Consider the following 21,084-nt stretch of genomic DNA (forward strand, 5'->3'; position numbering starts at 1 on the left):
TGTTTACATGAATAATGTGTATTCATTGATGGGCAGCCATGTCTCTTTCTGATGTCCCGCTTCCCCCTCTGGCTGACAACGTCCTGAAGGTCTTGACGCCCTATCTGCATGCCAAGCGATGGCATATCGCATTTTCAGGCGGCATGGATTCTTCGGTTCTTCTGCATGTTTTATCGCGGCTGTCCTTCTGCAGGCAGGTGCCGTCGCTACATGCCATTCATGTGCACCATGGTCTTCTCAAAGAGGCTGACGAGTGGGTGGAGCATTGTCGGCAGATGTGTGACCTGCTCCAGGTTCCCCTAAGCGTCGAGCATGTACAAGTGGATCAGAATTCAAGCCTGGAGCGAGCGGCCCGGGATGCACGCTATGCCGCCTTTGCGCGGCACGTTAGAGAGCATGAAGTTCTGCTAGTGGCTCAGCATCAGGACGATCAGGCGGAGACTCTGCTGCTAAGACTGCTGCGTGGAGCTGGGGTAAAAGGTTTGTCTGCCATGGCGACCTCGCGTGCAATGGCTGAGGGGCGCCTGGTAAGACCCTTCCTGTCTGTTCCTCGAGCTGAACTGTCACGTTATGCCTTAGCGGAAAAGCTGGAGTGGGTGGAAGATCCTAGTAACATACAGGTTGTTCAGGATCGTAACTTCCTGCGCCATGAGATTCTCACTCGACTGCGCTTACGATGGCCGCAGGCTTCAGCCAGCGTTGCCCGCAGTGCAGGGCATATGGCCGAGGCGCTGGCTATTCTTGAAGAGTGCGCTGCCATGGACTTGTCTGCCGCACAGACAGCTACTGCATTTCCTTGGTTGCCGCTTCCAAGTCTCGAACTTGAGATTATCAGGCAGCTGAGCGAGCACCGTCAGCGCAACGCACTTCGCCACTGGTTAGATCGATATAGCCGTATGCCAGATACTGATCATTGGGCGGGCTGGGTTGCATTGCGGGATGCCAGTCCCTCGGCCAGTCCCGTCTGGGTACTGGAAGGCGGTGAGATACATCGGGGGGCGGGACGGCTCTGGTGGTTACCGCATCAGTGGTTGGGCGCCGCCTGTGTGCCTTGTCAGTGGCCTGAAAAGGAGTCGGAGGTGGCGTTGGGTGGCAATGGACAAGTGTATATCGTTGGTCAGCGGCCCTCGGGATCACTTGAAGTCCGCTATCGTCAGGGAGGGGAAATCATGGCTGTCCCTGGGCGTGGGCACAGAGATCTCAAACGGCTCCTGAATGAGCATCATGTGCCGACGTTCTTGCGCGGCAGATTGCCGCTGCTGTTTTGTAATGGGCAGTTGATAGCCATTGCGAATCTGTCTGGACTCAGTGGTCCAGCCGATCAGCATTGGCGGTTCGAGTGGGTTCCTGCGACGAGTGGCCAGCGTTTGAGCTGAAAGGCACTTTGTTGTAGACTACGCTCCCGTCTTGTACCGCACTTGTTGTTTACGTAACAACCGGTGTGCGTTGGGCATGAAGTATTACCGTGCTCAACCGAGGCCTCTAGGCCTCCCTCGCTTCCCGGCGGCTTTCCGCCTAACTACAGATTTCTAGGAAAATTCATGACGCGCTACATCTTCGTCACGGGCGGTGTTGTTTCTTCATTGGGGAAAGGCATTGCCTCGGCTTCCTTGGGCGCCATTCTGGAAGCGAGGGGCTTGAAGGTCACCATGCTCAAGCTGGATCCCTATATCAACGTCGATCCAGGTACCATGAGCCCATTCCAGCACGGCGAAGTGTTTGTCACCCATGACGGTGCCGAGACCGATCTCGACCTGGGTCACTACGAGCGTTTTATTCGCACTACAGTGACTCAGGACAACAACTTCACGACCGGCCGCATTTACATGGATGTGCTGCGCAAGGAGCGTCGCGGCGATTACCTGGGCGCAACCGTTCAGGTAATCCCTCACATTACCGATGAAATCAAGCGCCGTATTATCAAGGGCGCAGGTGATGCGGATGTGGCGCTGGTCGAAATCGGCGGTACCGTAGGTGACATCGAGTCCCAACCCTTCCTGGAAGCCATACGCCAGTTGCGCGTGGAAATCGGCGCTCGCCGTGCCATGTTGATGCATCTGACGTTGGTGCCCTATATTGCAACCGCGGGTGAAACCAAGACCAAGCCGACTCAGCACTCGGTAAAGGAATTGCGCTCCATCGGCCTGCAGCCTGATGTTTTGATCTGCCGCTCCGATCATCCGGTAGACAGTTCTTCCCGCCGCAAGATTGCGCTGTTCACTAACGTGGAAGAGCGTGCCGTCATCTCTCTGGAAGACGTGGATACGATTTATCGTATTCCTTCCGTTCTGCATGCGCAGGGTCTGGACGATTTCGTGGTAGAGCGCTTTGGCCTCGAATGCGGTCAGGCTGACCTGAGCGAGTGGGATCGTGTGGTCGATGCCAAGCTCAACCCAGAGCGTGAAGTAACCATTGCCATGGTTGGCAAGTACATGGAGCTTCTGGATGCATACAAGTCGCTTATCGAGGCGATGACGCATGCCGGTATCCAGAGCCGTACAAAGGTCAATCTGCGCTATATCGATTCGGAAGATATCGAGCAGCAGGGTACCCATCTGCTCAAGGGCGTTGATGCGATCCTTGTGCCGGGTGGTTTTGGTCTGCGCGGTGTAGAAGGCAAGATTCGCACGGTTCAGTATGCACGTGAGAACAAGATTCCGTACCTGGGTATCTGCCTGGGCATGCAGGTAGCGGTAATCGAGTTCGCCCGTAACGTATTAGGCTGGACCGATGCCAACTCCACCGAATTTGACAAGTCTGGTCAGCACCCGGTGGTTGGTTTGATTACCGAGTGGCAGGATGCGTCCGGCGCTACCGAAATCCGTACAGAAGCTTCGGATCTGGGGGGTACCATGCGCCTGGGAGCTCAGGAGTGCCAATTGTCTTCAGGTACACTGGTACATGATTGCTACCAGCAAGACGTAATCGTTGAGCGTCACCGTCACCGTTACGAAGTGAACAACAACCTGCTGCCCGAAATCATGGCGGCGGGCCTGAAGGTCACTGGCCGTTCCGGCGACGGTGCATTGGTGGAGGTCGTCGAGGCGCCGGATCATCCCTGGTTTGTGGCGTGCCAGTTCCATCCGGAATTCACCTCTACCCCGCGTGATGGTCATCCGCTCTTCAGCGGTTTCGTGAATGCGGCTCTGAAATACGCTAATAAGGCTTGATGACTATGGCTCAGAAAACGATTCGTGTCGGTACTATCGAAGTGGCTAACGATAAGCCGTTCGTGCTGTTTGGCGGAATGAACGTGCTTGAGTCTCGCGATCTGGCGATGCAGATCTGCGAAGAGTACGTGAAGGTAACGCAGAAGCTGGGTATCCCTTATATCTTCAAGGCCAGCTTCGACAAGGCCAACCGTTCTTCGGTCAACTCTTTCCGTGGCCCAGGCCTGGAAGAGGGCATGAAGATCTTTGAAGAGATCAAGAAGACCTTCAATGTACCGGTTATCACGGACGTCCATGAGCCCTATCAGGCGGCACCGGTTGCAGAAGTATGCGACATCATCCAGCTGCCGGCTTTCCTGTCCCGGCAGACGGATCTGGTAGTCGCTATGGCTAAGACCAATGCCGTTATAAATATCAAGAAAGCCCAGTTCCTCGCGCCTCAGGAAATGAAGCATATCCTGAAGAAATGTGAGGAAGTGGGTAATGATCAGTTGATCCTGTGCGAGCGTGGCACGTCCTTTGGTTATAACAATCTGGTAGTCGACATGCTGGGCTTCGGCATCATGAAGCAGTTCGACTACCCGATCATTTTTGACGTGACCCATGCCCTGCAGATGCCTGGCGGTCGCAGCGATTCCGCAGGTGGTCGTCGTGCACAGGTTACCGATCTGGCCAAGGCCGGTTTGAGTCAAGGACTGGCAGGTCTGTTCCTGGAGGCACACCCTGATCCTGACAGTGCCAAGTGCGATGGCCCTTGCGCACTTCGATTGAACAAGCTGGAGCCCTTCCTGGCTCAGCTAAAGGCACTGGATGAACTGGTGAAGTCGTTCACTCCAATCGAAACCGCCTGATGCTCCGCTGAACTTAGTTCCAAATAAGAAGCCGAAGGTGCAGTTTGCACCTGACCAGAACCATGGAGAGCGTATAACAATGGCAAAGATCGTCGACATAAAAGGCCGGGAAATTCTGGATTCCCGCGGTAACCCTACCGTGGAAGCCGAGGTGATTCTTGATAACGGTATCGTCGGCAGGGCTTGTGCGCCCTCTGGTGCATCCACAGGATCCCGCGAGGCATTGGAACTGCGTGATGGCGACAAGAGCCGTTACCTGGGCAAGGGTGTTCTGACAGCCGTTGGTAATGTAAACGGCCCGATCCGTGATCTTCTTATTGGCAAGGACCCATCGGATCAGAAAGCGCTCGACAAAGCGATGATCGAGCTCGATGGTACCGAGAACAAGTCCAAGCTGGGCGCCAACGCCATTTTGGCGGTATCCCTGGCAGCTGCCAAGGCGGCCGCCGAGGATAAAGATCTGCCCTTGTATGCCCATATCGCAGAGCTGAACGGCACGCCCGGTCAGTACTCCATGCCGGTTCCGATGATGAATATCATCAACGGCGGCGAGCATGCCGATAACAATGTCGACATCCAGGAGTTCATGGTTCAGCCGGTTGGCGCAAAAAGCTTCGCTGATGCCCTGCGCATGGGTGCTGAGATATTCCATCACCTGAAGGCGGTTCTCAAGGCGCGTGGCCTGAATACTGCCGTGGGCGATGAAGGTGGCTTCGCCCCGAACCTGTCCTCCAACGAAGATGCCCTAGGCGCTATTGCCGAAGCGGTTGAAAAGGCCGGATACAAGCTGGGCACGGATGTAACTCTGGCCTTGGACTGCGCCTCCAGCGAGTTCTATGAAAACGGTCAGTACAGCTTGTCTGGCGAAGGCAAGACATTCGATGCTCCTGGTTTTGCCGATTATCTTGCGGGTCTGAGCGAGCGTTTCCCGATTATCTCTATCGAAGATGGTATGGATGAGTCCGACTGGGCTGGCTGGAAGGCGTTGACTGATAAGATCGGCAACAAGGTGCAGCTGGTAGGTGACGATCTGTTCGTGACCAATACCAAGATTCTCAAGGAAGGGATCGAGAAAGGTATCGGTAACTCCATCCTCATCAAGTTCAACCAGATCGGCTCTCTGACCGAGACGCTGGAAGCCATCCAGATGGCCAAGGCTGCTGGTTATACAGCAGTTATTTCTCACCGCTCGGGTGAGACCGAAGACGCAACGATTGCTGATCTTGCCGTGGGTACTGCGGCAGGGCAGATCAAGACCGGCTCACTGTGCCGTTCAGACCGGGTCTCCAAGTACAATCAGCTGCTTCGTATCGAAGAGCAGCTTGGTGCAAAAGCACCGTACCGTGGACGTGCTGAATTTCGTAGCTGAGTTCACAGTGAGCGGCGCAAGCCGCTCCGCTGTTGCGAAATGATGTGTTAAAAGAGCAGGATTGAAGTGTCGCTTATCGATATAGGCATCATTTCCTTCCTGCTCTTGTTTTAAGTATGTTCTCATTAGCTCACTTAACTTGTTGCTTTGAACCGTAAAGCCAATGCGTAGCCCTTACTGGTTGTTTCCTGTCCTGATCATTGCATTAGCCGGCCTGCAGTATCGCCTGTGGGTAGGTGATGGCAGTTTGGCGCAGGTAAAAGAGCTGCGTGAGCAAATTTCCAGTCAGGATGAGGAAAATAAGCAGCTGCTTGAACGCAACCGGATCCTCGAGGCGGAAGTTGCTGAGTTGAAAAAGGGCATGGAGACGGTTGAAGAGCGGGCTCGCCATGAGCTCGGTATGGTTAGAGAGGGTGAGACCCTTTACCTGCAGTCCAAATGATAAACACCTCATTACCTCTTTTCTGGGCCGTTATTCCGGCAGCGGGTATCGGTTCGCGCATGCGAGCGGATCGCCCCAAGCAATATCTGGATCTGGCGGGCCGAACGGTCATTGAGCACACGCTTTCTGCGTTATTGGATCATGCTTCCCTGCAGGGCATAGTCGTTAGCCTGGCGGTTGATGACAGATGGTGGCCTGGTCTTGTCTGCGCTACGGATAATCGGATTACCCGGGCTACTGGTGGGAAGGAACGTGCCGACTCTGTACTGAACGGCCTTATGCGGCTGGAAGCCTGCGGCGCATCTGATCTTGACTGGGTATTGGTACATGATGCAGCAAGACCTAATCTGGCTCAGAGCGACATTGATCGGCTATTGCAGGAGCTGGCTGATGATGAGGTTGGGGGATTACTGGCTATTCCAGTCAAGGATACGTTAAAGCGTGTCGACCCTTATGGCCGGGTTGAGGTGACAGTAGATCGTAGTGTCATCTGGCAGGCCTATACACCCCAGATGTTTCGATTGGGCCATCTGAGACAAGCGCTCAGTGATGCATTGGCTGCTGGCGTCATGATCACGGACGAAGCCTCCGCTATGGAGTGGGCGGGCTATAGACCCCGCGTGATAGAAGGGCGAAGTGATAACATCAAGATTACGCGGCCCGAGGATCTGGTCTGGCTGACGCAACTTTGGCATGAGCGCCGGCACGAACCGACGCCCACGACCTGACCCTTTAGAAGCGATACACTGCCGCTGCCCCCGTCTTGGACGGCATACGCTCACGGGGTACGACGACCACATCGCCGCCATGTTCCATGACGTAGGTGATCAGCTCATCCAGCACATCGGCTGTTTCAGCTCCAGCGGGTTTGGAGGGATGCAGCTCGCCACTTTCCCGATCAAGCAGCCCGGGTATCTGGCGATCAGCCTCTACCAGCAGCATGGCTACACGGCTTTCAGCAGTGGCTTTTCCAATTTCTTCCAGTTGATCGGAGGCCAAGCCTTGGCCACGGGATTCGCCGTATTGGTCAAGAATGCCATTCAGGCGCTTCAAGTACATAGGCTCCATGAGCTTCCAGCTTTCCTGGCGCAGCATTTCTGTATCCAGGGCACCCTGGCCGATAGAAATACCTTTTTCCAAAAGCTGCTGGTTGTGACTGACATGACGGAAAACGGTCTGATTTTCCGGGAGCGCAGCCAAAATAAGGGGTAGTCCGGAGGGTTTGGAGTGGTGTTCAGTAATGGCTCGGTCGACAGCTCTAAAAAAGCGCTCACAGTCGATATCGATCTGCTCTTGCTTACCACTTCCACCAGAGCCGTGAATCATGGGGTCGCCACGCTCGCTCGCTCCACCAAAGCCGTTGGTGTTACCAATCTGATCTTTGGGCGTTAGTTCTGAACCTAATGCCTCATCTTGATTGCGAGGTACTTCAGGCGCCAGCTCAACTTCATCCAATACGTCCCGGTTGCCTTCAAAGAGGCGTACCTGATTACGAGACAAGCACAGAATCTGGTAACGATCTGCTGACTGAGCAATACGAAGAATGGGCTTTAGATAATGCTGAGAGTTAACAAGGGCTACCTCAGGCACCTTGCGCTGCAACGGATAAACCATGAAATAGTCTTTGCCACCAAAGACGGCGACACCATCACGGGTGTGATTCCAGAAGTCGCGGTTATCAACCAATTCATCGAATGGCTTGAGTAGCGTATCGCTGGGAGCGTCGGGGAATTGCTGTTCCAGAGAGGCTCTCAGTTCGCGGACCAGATTCTTGAAGCGGATCGGGTCCTGCGTGCGCTCTGGGAAGCTCCGATGGGTAGGCATGTAAATCGATAGGCATGGCGGCTCATGCTTTTCCATTAGTTCAGCCAATGTTGCTTTGGTGATGGGTCCGTACATGGCGGCTTCCTCGCTATGGTTATGGAGGGTTCGTCAACTACGAATGAGCGTGGCACCTGGTATAGACCAGGCAGAGCCGGCTCCTCGCTGAATCTGGCAAGGCAGAACGTATCCGCTTCCGGCTTCACATCGCTTTGAAAGTATCGATGCAGAATGCTCAAGAATGCGGTGCCGTTCTGACCTCTGGGATTCGACTGTTTGGAGCATGACCCTTTCATGTTCCATATAGGTACGACGAGCCCGGCAACGGCGGGTTCCAACCGTTGGACGTATGGCGTCTCTGCTGGCAACTCTCGCGTCAGCTCTGAAGATAGGTGACCAGATTGCTTTTGAGGTAGTCCACCAGTTGCCTGACCTTCGGGGACAAGTGGCGCCGCTGTGGATACAGCGCCCATACGCCTGTGTTGGGCGGTTGCCGGTTTTCCAGCAGGGAGACCAGCTCCCCTCGTGTCAGGTGAGGAGCCACGTAGTAATCCGGCAGCTGGCACAGACCAAAGCCTCTTAGTGCCGCATCCAGAACGGCCTGGCCGCTGTTGCAACGCCAGTTTCCTGCAACCTTGATGGGGATTTCCCGTCCATCTTCCTGAAAGGTCCAAACATCGCTATTACCGATCAGGCAGTTATGCCGTGCCAGTTCTGACAGGGCATGGGGAGCGCCGAAGCGCTCGAGATAGCGTGGCGCAGCGCAAAGGTACATGATGCGAGGCGCAAGCTTGGTTGCTATGAGTTGAGAATCGTTTAGCCGGCCCAGGCGGATTGCCAGATCGAAGCCTTCCTGCACCAGGTCCAGCGTGCGGTTGGAAAGCTCTATTTCCAGACGTAATTGCGGGTGCAGTGCCATGAAGCTGTTTACCAGGGGGATGATAAAGCGCTCCCCGTAGGTCACTGCACATGTCATGCGCAGCAATCCCTTGGGCTCGCTGGACAGATCACTGACGGCCCGAAGTGCTTCCTCGCGGGCATCCTGCAGGCGTTGGCAATGCTGAAGAAAGGTCTGTCCGGCCTCGGTCAGCACGACACTGCGCGTGCTCCGATAGAACAGGCGTGTCTGCAGACGTTCTTCCAGTCGGGCGATTTGTCGGCTGACATGGGATGAGGAAACACCAAGCCGTTCGGCGGCCAAGCTGAAATGACCTGCTTCAGCAACCGCAACGAACTCATCCAAGCCTTCCCAGGCGCTCATGATTATCCCTGTATGGCAATAATATTTTGCAGTACGTTGGATTATTAACTGAATCAAAGCTCATACACTAGACGTACCGTATCACCAGATGGATGACGACCTCCATGATTAAATCACGCGCTGCTGTTGCTTTTGAGGCTAACAAGCCCCTTGAAATCGTTGAAGTAGATGTTGCCCCGCCTAAAGAGGGCGAGGTGCTGGTTCGTATCGTGGCGACAGGTGTCTGCCATACCGATGCCTACACACTGTCCGGCGCTGATCCGGAAGGTATTTTTCCTGCGATCCTTGGGCATGAGGGCGGCGGTATCGTCGAAGCGGTTGGTCCGGGAGTGACGTCCGTTGCCGTAGGTGATCATGTCATTCCGCTGTATACCCCGGAATGTGGCAAATGCAAGTTTTGCCTGTCCGGCAAGACCAACCTGTGCCAAGCCATTCGCGCTACCCAGGGCAAAGGACTCATGCCGGACGGCACGTCCCGTTTCTCTTATAAAGGCCAGCCGATCTATCACTATATGGGGACTTCCACGTTCTCTGAGTACACAGTATTGCCGGAAATCTCGCTGGCCAAGATTCCCAAGGAAGCGCCTCTGGAAAAAGTCTGCCTGCTCGGCTGTGGTGTTACTACCGGGATCGGTGCAGTACTGAACACTGCCAAGGTGGAAGAGGGCGCTACGGTAGCCATCTTCGGTTTGGGTGGTATTGGCCTGTCAGCGGTAATCGGTGCGACCATGGCCAAGGCGGGACGTATCATCGCCATCGACATCAACCCTACCAAGGCTGAAATTGCCAAGCAGCTCGGGGCTACGGATTTCGTCAACCCCAACGACTACGACAAGCCTATCCAGGAAGTGATAGTCGAGCTGACGGATGGCGGCGTGGATTACTCGTTCGAGTGTGTGGGTAACGTGAAGCTTATGCGTGCTGCACTGGAATGCTGCCACAAGGGATGGGGTGAGTCGGTCATTATTGGTGTCGCTGGCGCTGGTCAGGAAATTAGTACACGTCCGTTCCAGCTGGTTACGGGGCGTGTATGGCGGGGCAGTGCGTTCGGAGGCGTCAAAGGTCGCACCGAGCTACCGGGCTACGTCGATAAGGCCCAGAGGGGCGAAATTCCTCTGGATACCTTTATTACCCACACCATGGGGCTGGACAAGATCAACGATGCCTTTGATCTGATGCATGAAGGTAAGAGCATTCGTACGGTTATCCACTATTGATCATGCATGGGTCCGGCGTCTTGCAACGTCGGGCCTGTCTATGCCCATAAGGAGCTATCCATGAGCAATACGCTGGAATTGGTCTCATGCCAGAAGTCTTTTGGCGGCTGGCACAAGCGCTACAAGCATCGGTCGACGGTTCTGGGCTGTGAGATGACTTTTGCTGTCTATCTGCCTCCTCAAGCCGAGCAGAAAACACAGCTGCCAGCTCTGTACTGGTTGTCAGGATTGGCCTGCACCGATGAGAACTTCATGCAGAAGGCTGGCGCGCATCGAGTAGCTGCTGAGTTAGGACTGGTACTCGTAGCACCGGATACCAGCCCTCGTGGTCCGGACGTGCCCGATGATGCTGAAGGTGCCTGGGACTTTGGACTAGGAGCAGGCTTTTATCTAAATGCCACTCGCGAGCCCTGGGCCAAACACTATCGGATGCATGATTACGTTGTGAGGGAGCTGCCTGCTGTCATCGAGGCAAACTTCCCGGTGTCGGAGAAGCGTGGCGTAAGCGGCCACTCGATGGGAGGCCATGGTGCTTTGGTCTGCGCCTTGCGTAATCCCGGTTTCTATCGTTCGGTTTCGACTTTTTCACCTATCGTAAATCCGATGAATTGTCCTTGGGGGCAAAAGGCGTTTTCCAATTATCTGGGGGAAGACCGTTCCACCTGGGCTGAGTGGGATGCCTGTGCACTGATGGAAAAAGCGCAGGAACGACTACCTGTTCTTGTAGATCAAGGGGAACAGGACAGCTTTCTTTCCGAGCAGCTCAAACCAGAGGCATTGGAGCAGGTAGCTACCCGTGTCGGTCATCCCTTGACCCTGCGTCTGCAGCCTGGTTATGACCATAGTTACTATTTCGTTGCCACCTTTATCGAGGATCATTTGCGTCATCATGCCCGCGCGCTGATCGATTGATCGAACTTGCGTGTTCGGTAACGGCGACGTTTACGGATTACCCCGGTAGAATTGACGCCCTGATCCTTCAGGGCGTTTTTATTTATGCGAATTGGCCACGGCTATGATGTCCATCGTTTCGGTGAAGGTAACTTCATCACGCTGGGCGGTGTACAGATTCCCCACACTTCTGGACTGGTTGCTCACTCGGATGGTGACGTCGTTCTGCATGCCTTGGCAGATGCCCTGCTGGGAGCGGTTGCACTGGGCGATATCGGTAAGCACTTCCCAGATACCGATCCGCAGTTCAAGGATGCCGATAGCCGAGCATTGCTACGTCATGTGTTGGGTCTGGTCCAGCAAAAGGGCTTCAAGGTTGGTAACGTCGACGCCACGATTATCGCTCAGGCTCCCAAGATGGCCCCTCACATCGATGCCATGCGTCGTGTGATTGCAGAAGATCTGCAGGTTGAGCTTGATCAGGTCAATGTAAAGGCAACCACTACAGAACGCTTGGGATTTGTCGGGCGTGAGGAAGGCATTGCCGTGCATGCAGTAGCGTTGTTGCTTCCGGTATGACTGAAATCGAACTGCTAGGCCCGACGGCTCATGGACCGGCCTGTGGTACCGCTGTATTGAAGGCGACTGCCGAAGACTTTCAGGTGAACGAGGTGCTCGATATTCCCTTGGAAGGCGAGGGTGAACATCTCTGGCTTTGGGTCGAGAAGCGAGGCCTCAACACAGAGGAGGCTGCACGTCGTTTGGCGCGCGCGGCTGGTGTTCCGCTACGGGCCATCAGTTATGCAGGGCTCAAGGATCGACAGGCGCTCACGCGTCAATGGTTCAGCCTACATCTTCCAGGAAAGACCGACCCTGAGCTCAGCGCTGCTGAAGGCGATGCCCTGTGCATCCTGAAGCGGGCCAGGCACCGCCGTAAGCTTCAGCGCGGCGCTCACGCAGCCAATGGATTCACGCTCAGGCTGACCGAGCTGGCGGCTGACAGAGATAAGCTGGAGGAGCGGCTGAGCAAGATAGCCGCTGAAGGCGTACCGAACTACTTCGGACTGCAACGTTTCGGGTACGAGGGTGGCAACCTGGACGAGGCGCGGCATTTCGCACAGCAGGGCACGCTGCCCGAACAGCGTAATCGCCGTTCCCGCATACTGTCCGCAGCGCGTAGCTACCTGTTCAATCAGGTATTGGCGCAACGTGTTGTCGACGGAAGCTGGAATGTGGCCAGGGTTGGCGATCTGTTGGCCTTCACTGACAGCCGCAGCTTTTTCCCTGCGGGGGAGGCAGAGTGCTCCGACCCCCGGCTGGCGGCCCTTGACCTTCACCCTACCGGCCCGCTCTGGGGAGAAGGTGACTCACCTGCCAGTGGCGCAGTCCAACAGGAAGAACAGGGTGTAGCCGCCGATGCGGCCGGATTGCCCGCCTGGCTTGCTGATGCGGGACTTCGGCATGAACGGCGCATTCTTCGCCTCCCTATTAACGGTTTGTCATGGCATTATCCCGAGCCTGACATTCTGCAACTTGATTTCGTCTTGCCGGCTGGCTGCTTTGCTACCGTTGTAGTGCGTGAGCTCGTCTCGCTGGCCACGGCAGGACAGACGGATACTCCATGCGACTTTTGATTGCCAACGATGACGGCGTTCTTTCACCCGGCATTGCTGCCTTGCATGCGGCGCTGGACGACTATGCCGAGTGCACCGTGGTAGCGCCATTGACGGATATGAGTGGAATCAGCAGCGCCTTGACGCTGGATCGTCCCTTGCATCCACAACGGTTGCCTAATGGTTATATTGGTATAAACGGTACGCCTACCGATTGTGTGCATCTGGGCATCAACGGTCTGCTGGAGCATACGCCCGACATGGTCGTATCAGGTATCAACCTGGGCGCCAACCTGGGCGATGACGTTCTATACTCGGGAACGGTGGCAGCGGCACTGGAAGGTCGCTTTCTTGATCGTCCGGCTTTTGCCTTCTCGCTCTTGTCACGGCTTCCGGATAATCTTCCGGCGGCCGCGCAAATCGCCCGGCAGCTGGTCGAGGCCCATACGCAGTTTGATCTACCGCCGCGTACGGTGCTGAATGTCAACATACCCAACCTGCCGCTTGAACATATTAAAGGGGTGCGGCTGACCCGGTTGGGCCATCGTGCACGTGCCAAGCCTCCGGTCAGGGACGTTAATCCCAGGGGTAAGGAAGGGTACTGGATCGCAGTCGCGGGTGATGCTGAAGACAGCGGCCCGGACACGGATTTTCATGCGGTGATGCAAGGTTACGTATCGATTACGCCGCTACAGTTGGATCGGACCTTCCATGAAGGGTTTGCCGGACTGGCTGTTCTAGAGGAGATGTTTCGATGAATCAGGGGCAAGAGCATATGCAGCGTCATGGGATCGGCATGACTTCGCAGCGGACTCGCGAACGGCTCATTCAAAGGCTTTATGAGGAAGGCCTGTCCAATGCGCAGGTGCTGGAAGTAATTCGACGCACGCCCCGTCATCTGTTTGTCGACGAAGCCTTGGCGCACCGTGCCTATGAAGATACGGCACTGCCCATTGGTCATAACCAGACCATTTCTCAACCGTACATGGTGGCTCGCATGACCGAGCTGCTGCTGGCGGCCGGTCCGCTGGACAAGGTCATGGAGATCGGTACGGGATCCGGCTACCAGACTGCAGTGCTGGCTCAACTGGTTGAACGTGTGTTCTCTGTTGAGCGTATTCAGTCGCTGCAGGACCGAGCCAAAGAGCGCCTGGTCGAACTCAATGTGCGCAACGTCGTATTTCGTTGGGGAGATGGGTGGGAGGGCTGGCCAGCCCTGGCTCCCTATAACGGCATCATCGTAACAGCGGCGGCTCGTGAAGTGCCTCAAGCCTTGCTGGATCAGCTGGCACCGGGTGGACGTCTCGTGATTCCGGTAGGCGAGGGCGAAGAGCAGCAATTACTGTTGATCGAACGCCAGGAAGAAGGTTTTTCACGTCAAGTGCTCGATTCTGTGCGCTTTGTTCCACTTCTGAATGGACCGTTGGCCTGACCCCTTCGTCAGGGAACGATAGCATTGGCAATGGTCAATACAGCGGCCAATTCGGCTTGCGTTGACGTACAAGCTTTCTAAGGGGGAAGGAGTGAGGCTTCTTAAGGCCCGGCTGCGAGGGATTCGCAACGGTAGTGGGATCAGCTTGGTAGTGGCTCTGATGCTAAGTCTCGTCTTGTCAGGATGCTCCAGCTCCTCATCCCGAGGTGTACAAGTCGTTGATCGCTCCGGTGGTTCGGCAAATACATACCGTGTTACAAAAGGACAATATACCGTTCGGCGGGGGGATACCCTTTACGCTATAGCCTCCCGTAATGGATGGGATTGGCGAAGCCTTGCTGCTCATAACGGTATTTCTCCACCGTATGTCATCCATGTTGGCCAGAAAATCAACTTTGGCGGCAGCAGCTCCAGTACGGTCGCAACTACCTCTCGAAGACCCGTACAAACCGTGTCGTCTGCGCCTGTTTCTACCGCTCCGGCTAGTACGAACACGCCTGTGGCTACACCTGCACCCACCTCTCCACCCGTAACGCAGAGCGTTCCGGCTACGCCTCCGCCGGTAACGGCGCCTCCGGCGACTACACCAACTGTCGAGGTTGCCAAGACTTCTGCAGGCTGGGCCTGGCCCACTAAGGGCACCCTGATTTCCCGGTACTCCTCGAACGGCAGTTTGAATAAAGGCATTGATATAGCCGGAGATTTGGGACAGCCTGTTCTGGCGGCTTCTGGTGGAACCGTCGTGTATGCAGGCAATGGGTTAAGGGGTTACGGTGAGCTGATCATCATCAAGCACAACGAAACCTACGTCAGTGCGTACGGTCATAATCGCAGGCTTCTGGTTCGGGAGGGGCAACAGGTCAAGGTCGGGCAAACAATCGCCGAGATGGGTTCTACAGGAACCGACCGGGTGAAGCTGCATTTTGAGATTCGCCGGCAGGGTAAACCCGTAGATCCTCTGCAATATTTGCCAAATCGTTGACTCGTTGTCTGACCCGTTCCAGCGCTAGGGGGACGGGTTCAGGCGTAATCAGGGGGATTGATCACGCCCGGGCTTGTTGTCGAACTCAAGCAAGGGACATTGATCATGGCGCTTAATAAAAAAGAACCCGAGTTTGACATGAGTGACGAAGTGCTCCTGCTGGAAACTTCCGTCTCATTCGAAGAAGGGTCATTTGATGCATCACAGCTATTGGGTGATGCGCCTAAAGCACTTCAATCACGTACGTCCAAGCAAACCAAGCATATCGATTACAACCGGGCGCTCGATGCGACTCAGTTGTATCTCAATGAAATCGGTTTCTCTCCACTGCTTTCTCCTGAGGAAGAGGTTCATTTTGCGCGATTGGCGCAAAAGGGAGATCCCGCTGGCCGCTGCCGTATGATCGAGAGCAACCTTCGTCTTGTGGTGAAGATTGCTCGCCGTTATGTGAATCGGGGGCTGTCCCTGCTCGATCTGATCGAGGAAGGCAACCTGGGGCTGATTCGCGCGGTAGAAAAATTCGATCCTGAGCGTGGCTTCCGCTTCTCAACCTACGCGACCTGGTGGATCCGACAGACCATCGAGCGTGCCATCATGAACCAGACGAGGACGATTCGTCTGCCCATTCATGTGGTCAAGGAGCTTAATCTGTATTTGCGGGCTGCCCGTGAACTGGCGCAAAAGCTTGATCATGAGCCGTCGCCGGAAGAGATTGCCTGTCTGCTGGAAAAGCCAGTGGAGGAGGTGAAGCGGATGATGGGACTTAATGAACGGATCAGCTCTGTTGATGTGTCTTTGGGGCCTGATTCAGACAAGACGCTTCTCGATACGCTTACCGACGATAGGCCAAGCGATCCGTGCGAACTATTGCAGGATGACGACCTCAGCCAGAGCATTGACCAATGGCTGTCGGAGTTGACGGACAAGCAGCGTGAGGTGGTTGTCCGGCGTTTTGGCTTGCGCGGGCATGAAAGCTGTACGCTTGAAGAAGTAGGGCAGGAGATCAACCTGACCCGCGAGCGGGTACGGCAGATACAGGTCGAGGCCCTAAAGCGGTTGCGCGAGATTTTTGAGCGTAACGGCTTGTCGAGCGACTCGTTGTTTCAATAAGCCTTCTAATTGGCACTAAAGCCCGACGTTGAGTTGGGCTTTTTTATAGGCGCGCGAAAGCCATCGGCAACGTGATAACGAGGTGGCAGAGGTGGGTCACGGGAGGTTCGCTAACGCTCTAGGCAGCGGAGAAAGAGAGCGAGTTACAACGTGGTGCGGCAGATGAATAAACAAAGACAAAGGGCGAGTTAACTCGCCCTTTTAGATGCGTGCAACAAATGCAGCGCCTGAACAGCTGGGTTCAAGCCCTGATCAGCGCTCCAGGTACTGCAACTTGTTAGGCTTGCCGTCCCACTCTTCCGCATCGGCCAGCGCTTCTTTCTTCTCGGTGATATTCGGCCAGACTTCACAGAGATCACGGTTCAACTCTATGAATTCCTGCTGGTTTTCCGGTACCTCATCTTCAGAGAAGATAGCCTGTGCAGGGCATTCCGGCTCGCATAGGGCGCAGTCGATACACTCATCTGGATGAATGACCAGAAAGTTGGGGCCTTCGTAAAAGCAGTCCACCGGGCATACTTCTACACAGTCGGTATATTTGCATTTGATGCAGTTGTCGGTGACAACAAAAGTCATTATTAGAACTCCTCAGGCGGCTAGGCGCGGGATTTTAGCAGTATTAGGCCAATCCCCGTCATCGGGTTGTCAGATACGCTTTTTCCATTCATAGATAAGCTGCAACGCTTTAAGTGGCGTCAGCTCGTCGGGATTCAGTTTTTCCATCTCATCCAACAGCGGATGCGTAGCCGCTGCAAACAGATCGGCCTGCATGGGTTGAGGTGCCTGGCTGATCGTTTTCGGGGCTTCGTGGGACAGACTGGTCTTTTCCAAATGCGCCAGATGCTCACGGGCCCGCTGGATGACCTGACTAGGTACGCCTGCCAGTTGAGCGACCGCAAGGCCGTAGCTCTGGCTGGCCGGGCCGGGCAGAACATGGTGCAGGAAGACAATCCGGTCGTTGTGCTCAGTGGCGTTGAGATGCACGTTGGCTACTACTGGCTCGTTGTCTGGCAGAACCGTAAGCTCGAAGTAGTGTGTTGCAAACAGAGTGTAGGCCCGCAGCTTGGCCAGCTGTTCAGCAGCGGCCCAGGCCAATGACAGGCCGTCGAAGGTACTGGTGCCTCGCCCGACTTCATCCATGAGGACCAAGCTATGCTCGCTGGCATTGTGCAGGATGTTGGCGGTTTCACTCATTTCGACCATAAAGGTCGAGCGCCCGCCTGCCAGGTCATCACTTGAGCCAATTCGGGTAAAGATGCGGTCTACCAGGGACAGGCGGCACGCCGCTGCCGGTACGAAGCTACCGATATGTGCCAGGAGAACAATCAGGGCGGTCTGACGCATATAGGTGGATTTACCGCCCATGTTCGGGCCGGTAATGATCAGCATCCGCGTATCGTTATTCAGGTTCAGGTCGTTGGCTACAAACGGGGTATCCAGCACCTGCTCCACAACGGGGTGACGGCCCTGTGATATTTCCAGGCAGGGCTCATCGACAAAACTCGGTCGATTGAAGTCGAGGTTCAGTGCACGTTCGGCCAGGTTGCTCAGTACATCAAGCTCGGCCAAGGCCGCCGCGGTGTCCTGAAGGGGGGCAAGCTGTTCGATGAGGCTATCAATCAAGGCTTCGTACAGGACCTTTTCACGGGCCAGTGCACGGCTCTGGGCTGACAAGGCCTTGTCTTCGAACGCTTTCAATTCAGGCGTAATGAAGCGCTCGGCCCCTTTGAGCGTCTGTCGGCGAATGTAGTCAGCTGGTGCCTGCTCAGCCTGCATCCGGGGTAGCTCGATAAAGTAGCCATGGACGCGGTTGTAGCCAACTTTCAAGCCGGAAAGGCCGGTGCGAGCTTTTTCCCGAGCTTCGAGATCCATCAGAAACTGCCCGGCGTTCTCGCTCAAGGTCTGTAGCTCGTCCAGCTCGGCATCGTAGCCGCGCTTGATGACGCCGCCATCGCGGATGACTGCTGGCGGAGTGTCGACAACAGCGCGAGAAAGCGTATCCGCTAGTTCGGGATAGGTCTGGATGCTTTTGGCCAAGTCGTTGAGATGAGGCGCTACCAGATCCTGCATGCCGCGCTGTAATTCGGGGAGCGCCGAGAGCGCGTCGCGCAGACGGGCCAAATCCCGCGGGCGAGCCGTACGCAGTCCGATTCGGGCCAGAATACGCTCTATGTCGCCGATTTCTTTCAGTTGAGGCTGCAGCTGTTCGAAGCGGTATTGCTCCAACAGGCAGGTAATGGCGTCTTGGCGCGCCTGGATGACGCTGCGGTTGCGCAGGGGGCGGTTGAGCCAGCGAGTCAGAAGGCGGCTACCCATGGCCGTTTGGCAACGATCTACCACCGATTGCAGTGTATTCTCACGGCCGCCGGAGAGATTGGTATCCAGTTCCAGGTTGCGGCGGCTGGCGCCATCCAGAATGACCGTGTCGTCCAGGCGCTCGTGATGCAGGCTGCGCAGGTGATGAAGCGCAGTACGCTGCGTCTCTTTGGCATAGGCCAGCAGACTACCAGCCGCACCGATGCCCAGTTTGAGCTTGTCACAGCCAAACCCTTTAAGGTCCTGCGTACCGAACTGCTGGCATAAACTCTTGACGGCCGTGTCGCAGTCGAAGTCCCAGGGTGCTCTACGGCGAAGTCCGCGGCGCTTTTCGATAGGTAGACCCTGCGGCCAGTCATCAGGAATAAGCAGCTCGGCCGGGTTGAGTCGCTCGATCTCGGCCATGAGCGGCTCCCAGCCGGATAGCTCCTGAACAACAAAGCGTCCACTGGTGATGTCCAGGACCGCAAGACCGAACAGTTTGTGATCGCCTAGAATGGCGGCGAGCAGGTTATCGCGTCGCTCATCCAGCAGGGCTTCATCACTGACTGTGCCAGGCGTAAGAATCCTGACGACCTGACGCTCCACGGGGCCTTTGCTGGTAGCCGGATCGCCGATCTGCTCGCAGATGACTACGGACTCACCCAGTTTGACCAGTTTGGCCAGATACCCTTCGGCTGAGTGAAAGGGGATGCCCGCCATGGGGATAGGCTTGCCTGCCGACGCGCCACGGGCAGTCAGTGTGATGTCGAGCAGCTTGGACGCCTTTTTGGCATCATCATAAAAAAGCTCGTAAAAATCACCCATGCGATAGAAGAGCAGCTGCTCAGGGTGCTGATGCTTGATCTTCAGGTATTGCTGCATCATCGGCGTATGGTTGGAAAGGCTTTCCATACAGGTCATTCACTCGCGGGGTCGTTTTACAGGGTCGGCAATTCTACCGGATTTGTCGGTATCGTCGGGTAAAAAGCACCGGGTAGGAGGCTGTTGAGGCGTTAAACCCAAGCGATAGCCGGAAGCGGGTGATTGATGGATAAAGGCGCTATAAGCCTATCGTCCAGGAGGCACTAAATTTTCTCTCAACCCCTCTTCACAACGGCTTTGCCGCGAATAAAATGACGCTTCTCTCGCCGGCATTCGTCCGGTTTTTTCTGGTGTTCTGCCAAACATGTCGACCGATAATCCTTGCCTTAACTGCGGTGCCTGCTGCGCGTTTTTTCGTGTGTCGTTCTACTGGGGTGAATGCCGGTCCGCCGGTGGTCTGGTGCCGGATGAGTTGACGGTGGGGGTTACCCCTCACCACGTTGCGATGGTAGGTACTGATACCAAACCTGCACGCTGCGTCAGCCTATTGGGCGATGTAGGCTGCGGTACGCGTTGCACCATGTATGAAAGCCGACCGAGCCCTTGCCGTGAGTTCGAAGCCTCATGGATCAATGGTGAGCATAACGAGCGGTGCGATGCTGCGCGTGCGGCCTATGGCCTGCCTCCATTAACGCCGCCGTTGCAGCCTCATCAGTCGCCTGAGCGCGTGGCCTGATAGCCGGACGCTTCAACAGAGGCGGAAAAAAGCTTCAAGGGGGCTGCAAATGGAAAGGGCGCGGGTAATGATGGCGATGATCAGGCCCAGCATGCCCAATGTGCCTGCCCATAGCAGGGCCAAGCCGACAGGATGCTGATTTCTGGCGAAGCCTGTGATAAGCATGGCTGAAAACAGAATGATGAAAACAAGGGTGGTGTTGTGATTCATGATGATCGTCCGTCGGTGGCGGTCCGAAGTGTATGCCATTCGCCGCTCTAGAGGCGGCCTATCATCATGTTTGGGAAGAAATATCGAGGGGCCGGTATGAGCGACAATCGCTCATACCGGTAATGACCCGGTCAGGCTGCCTGCCAGGAGCGCTCGGCTTCGTCACGCGTCTTGACCAGTTGAATCTTGCCGCCTTCAACAGACTTCACCCAGGACAGCGGAATATAGTGGTGCTGGCCGTTGGCATCCTGATCCTGCTTGGTCAGCTTGATACGATCAGTGCCTTCCAGGTGATCGACTGTGCCAACGTGCTGGCCATCGGACCCTACAATTTCAGCGTGCTCTTTAATGCTGTTTACATCAACCATTTCATTCTCCTGTTGGGACGTGAAAGGGTGAGTTGCCCTCAAGCAACTCGCTTAGGCCCATTCAAGGTGCCTACTCAAGGTCCGACAGGGAGAGGCTTCGCTATGTTTCATGGGTGCGACGAGAGGTCGCAGAGGTTGCCGTGCTGTGAAAGTAGGATGACGGTTGCGTGATGAAAGGTGCGTTTCGAAGGTAGAAACGCCCGGATGATCCGGGCGTTTGAAAGCTCTGACAAGGTATTCAGATGCCTTCATCTCCTTGAAACTCTTCAACGGCGCGAACCACTTTGTCATGGTGGGACTCGCCTGCAGCCTCTGCCAGCTTTTCAATCGCCTGGGCAAGTGCCTCGAAGGCATCCCGGTAATAAGCAGGCTGATCTTGATCGGCCGCTTTGCCAGCCTGCATACGGGCTTGCTGGAGCAGTTCGGCAATTTCTTTTTTATTTGCAGCCATGGTGGTTTCCCTCATGTAATCGACAGACATTGGACAGCCG

At 55.5% G+C, this 21,084-nt stretch carries 22 protein-coding genes; 15 read left to right on the top strand and 7 right to left on the bottom strand.

The window, feature by feature from the left end; genetic code table 11:
• The first annotated feature begins 38 nt into the window (after positions 1-38).
• The 6 genes from tilS (at position 39) to ispD (ending at position 6,560) form a co-directional block, all read left to right on the top strand.
• Positions 39-1,376 (top strand): tRNA lysidine(34) synthetase TilS, encoded by a 1,338-nt coding sequence (tilS, locus tag B3729_RS02395; RefSeq protein ID WP_286786947.1) that lies wholly within the window; start codon positions 39-41, stop codon positions 1,374-1,376.
• Positions 1,377-1,541: 165 nt separating this feature from the next.
• Positions 1,542-3,170: a CTP synthase gene (locus B3729_RS02400; RefSeq protein WP_019364449.1), complete on the top strand. Its 1,629-nt coding sequence runs from the start codon at positions 1,542-1,544 to the stop codon at positions 3,168-3,170.
• Between the two features lie 5 nt (positions 3,171-3,175).
• A complete protein-coding gene (gene kdsA, locus B3729_RS02405; protein ID WP_019364450.1) occupies positions 3,176-4,021 on the top strand; it encodes a 3-deoxy-8-phosphooctulonate synthase in 846 nt (281 codons plus the stop codon).
• A gap of 79 nt (positions 4,022-4,100) precedes the next feature.
• The gene (gene eno, locus B3729_RS02410) at positions 4,101-5,390 is read left to right on the top strand and encodes a phosphopyruvate hydratase (RefSeq protein WP_010797397.1); all 1,290 of its coding nucleotides are present in this window, start codon (positions 4,101-4,103) and stop codon (positions 5,388-5,390) included.
• A gap of 163 nt (positions 5,391-5,553) precedes the next feature.
• Positions 5,554-5,832, top strand: a complete 279-nt coding sequence (locus B3729_RS02415; RefSeq protein ID WP_010797398.1) for a septum formation initiator family protein — start codon at positions 5,554-5,556, stop codon at positions 5,830-5,832.
• The gene (gene ispD / locus B3729_RS02420) at positions 5,829-6,560 is read left to right on the top strand and encodes a 2-C-methyl-D-erythritol 4-phosphate cytidylyltransferase (RefSeq protein WP_074828112.1); all 732 of its coding nucleotides are present in this window, start codon (positions 5,829-5,831) and stop codon (positions 6,558-6,560) included. Before B3729_RS02415 ends, ispD begins: the two co-directional genes overlap by 4 nt.
• 4 nt (positions 6,561-6,564) lie before the next feature.
• On the opposite strand, the gene B3729_RS02425 is transcribed toward ispD, so the two are convergent.
• Together B3729_RS02425 and B3729_RS02430 are read right to left on the bottom strand one after the other, a co-directional pair.
• Complete coding sequence (locus B3729_RS02425) at positions 6,565-7,731, bottom strand: hypothetical protein (RefSeq protein WP_286786948.1); 1,167 nt, start codon at positions 7,729-7,731, stop codon at positions 6,565-6,567.
• A gap of 298 nt (positions 7,732-8,029) precedes the next feature.
• Entirely contained in the window at positions 8,030-8,914 is an 885-nt protein-coding gene (locus B3729_RS02430; protein ID WP_083397954.1) for a LysR substrate-binding domain-containing protein, read from the bottom strand.
• 104 nt (positions 8,915-9,018) lie between these two features.
• Here B3729_RS02430 and B3729_RS02435 point away from each other — a divergent pair, with 104 nt between their 5' ends.
• The 8 genes from B3729_RS02435 (at position 9,019) to rpoS (ending at position 16,159) form a co-directional block, all read left to right on the top strand.
• Complete coding sequence (locus tag B3729_RS02435) at positions 9,019-10,131, top strand: S-(hydroxymethyl)glutathione dehydrogenase/class III alcohol dehydrogenase (protein WP_286786949.1); 1,113 nt, start codon at positions 9,019-9,021, stop codon at positions 10,129-10,131.
• A 60-nt stretch (positions 10,132-10,191) separates the two neighbouring features.
• The gene (fghA, locus tag B3729_RS02440; RefSeq protein WP_286786950.1) at positions 10,192-11,043 is read left to right on the top strand and encodes an S-formylglutathione hydrolase; all 852 of its coding nucleotides are present in this window, start codon (positions 10,192-10,194) and stop codon (positions 11,041-11,043) included.
• 84 nt (positions 11,044-11,127) lie between these two features.
• Positions 11,128-11,601, top strand: a complete 474-nt coding sequence (ispF, locus tag B3729_RS02445; RefSeq protein ID WP_125889472.1) for a 2-C-methyl-D-erythritol 2,4-cyclodiphosphate synthase — start codon at positions 11,128-11,130, stop codon at positions 11,599-11,601.
• Complete coding sequence (gene truD, locus B3729_RS02450; protein WP_286786951.1) at positions 11,598-12,656, top strand: tRNA pseudouridine(13) synthase TruD; 1,059 nt, start codon at positions 11,598-11,600, stop codon at positions 12,654-12,656. Before ispF ends, truD begins: the two co-directional genes overlap by 4 nt.
• A complete protein-coding gene (gene surE / locus B3729_RS02455) occupies positions 12,644-13,393 on the top strand; it encodes a 5'/3'-nucleotidase SurE (RefSeq protein ID WP_010797406.1) in 750 nt (249 codons plus the stop codon). Before truD ends, surE begins: the two co-directional genes overlap by 13 nt.
• A 38-nt stretch (positions 13,394-13,431) precedes the next feature.
• A complete protein-coding gene (locus tag B3729_RS02460; protein ID WP_167517287.1) occupies positions 13,432-14,067 on the top strand; it encodes a protein-L-isoaspartate(D-aspartate) O-methyltransferase in 636 nt (211 codons plus the stop codon).
• 160 nt (positions 14,068-14,227) lie between these two features.
• Positions 14,228-15,049: a peptidoglycan DD-metalloendopeptidase family protein gene (locus tag B3729_RS02465; RefSeq protein WP_286787081.1), complete on the top strand. Its 822-nt coding sequence runs from the start codon at positions 14,228-14,230 to the stop codon at positions 15,047-15,049.
• Positions 15,050-15,154: 105 nt separating this feature from the next.
• Positions 15,155-16,159, top strand: coding sequence for an RNA polymerase sigma factor RpoS (gene rpoS, locus B3729_RS02470; protein ID WP_010797411.1), 1,005 nt, complete (start codon positions 15,155-15,157; stop codon positions 16,157-16,159).
• Positions 16,160-16,411: 252 nt separating this feature from the next.
• On the opposite strand, the gene fdxA is transcribed toward rpoS, so the two are convergent.
• Positions 16,412-16,735, bottom strand: a complete 324-nt coding sequence (gene fdxA, locus B3729_RS02475; protein WP_010797412.1) for a ferredoxin FdxA — start codon at positions 16,733-16,735, stop codon at positions 16,412-16,414.
• A 69-nt stretch (positions 16,736-16,804) separates the two neighbouring features.
• Positions 16,805-19,369, bottom strand: coding sequence for a DNA mismatch repair protein MutS (gene mutS / locus B3729_RS02480; RefSeq protein WP_286786952.1), 2,565 nt, complete (start codon positions 19,367-19,369; stop codon positions 16,805-16,807).
• Positions 19,370-19,643: 274 nt separating this feature from the next.
• On the opposite strand from mutS, the gene B3729_RS02485 reads away from it, so the two are divergent.
• Positions 19,644-20,015, top strand: coding sequence for a YkgJ family cysteine cluster protein (locus B3729_RS02485; RefSeq protein WP_010797414.1), 372 nt, complete (start codon positions 19,644-19,646; stop codon positions 20,013-20,015).
• A gap of 12 nt (positions 20,016-20,027) precedes the next feature.
• Here the strand turns inward: B3729_RS02485 and B3729_RS02490 are convergent, their stop codons facing one another.
• The 3 genes from B3729_RS02490 to B3729_RS02500 form a co-directional block, all read right to left on the bottom strand.
• Positions 20,028-20,225 (bottom strand): hypothetical protein, encoded by a 198-nt coding sequence (locus tag B3729_RS02490; RefSeq protein ID WP_010797415.1) that lies wholly within the window; start codon positions 20,223-20,225, stop codon positions 20,028-20,030.
• Positions 20,226-20,356: 131 nt separating this feature from the next.
• On the bottom strand, positions 20,357-20,593 hold the full coding sequence (locus B3729_RS02495) for a DUF2171 domain-containing protein (RefSeq protein ID WP_010797416.1): 237 nt from the start codon (positions 20,591-20,593) through the stop codon (positions 20,357-20,359).
• A 238-nt stretch (positions 20,594-20,831) separates the two neighbouring features.
• Entirely contained in the window at positions 20,832-21,044 is a 213-nt protein-coding gene (locus tag B3729_RS02500; RefSeq protein ID WP_286786953.1) for a hypothetical protein, read from the bottom strand.
• Positions 21,045-21,084 lie beyond the last annotated feature (40 nt).

Origin of the sequence: Pseudomonas sp. UBA3149 (assembly GCF_002364655.1) — a bacterium.
Taxonomy (GTDB): Bacteria; Pseudomonadota; Gammaproteobacteria; order Pseudomonadales; family Pseudomonadaceae; genus Chryseomonas; species Chryseomonas luteola.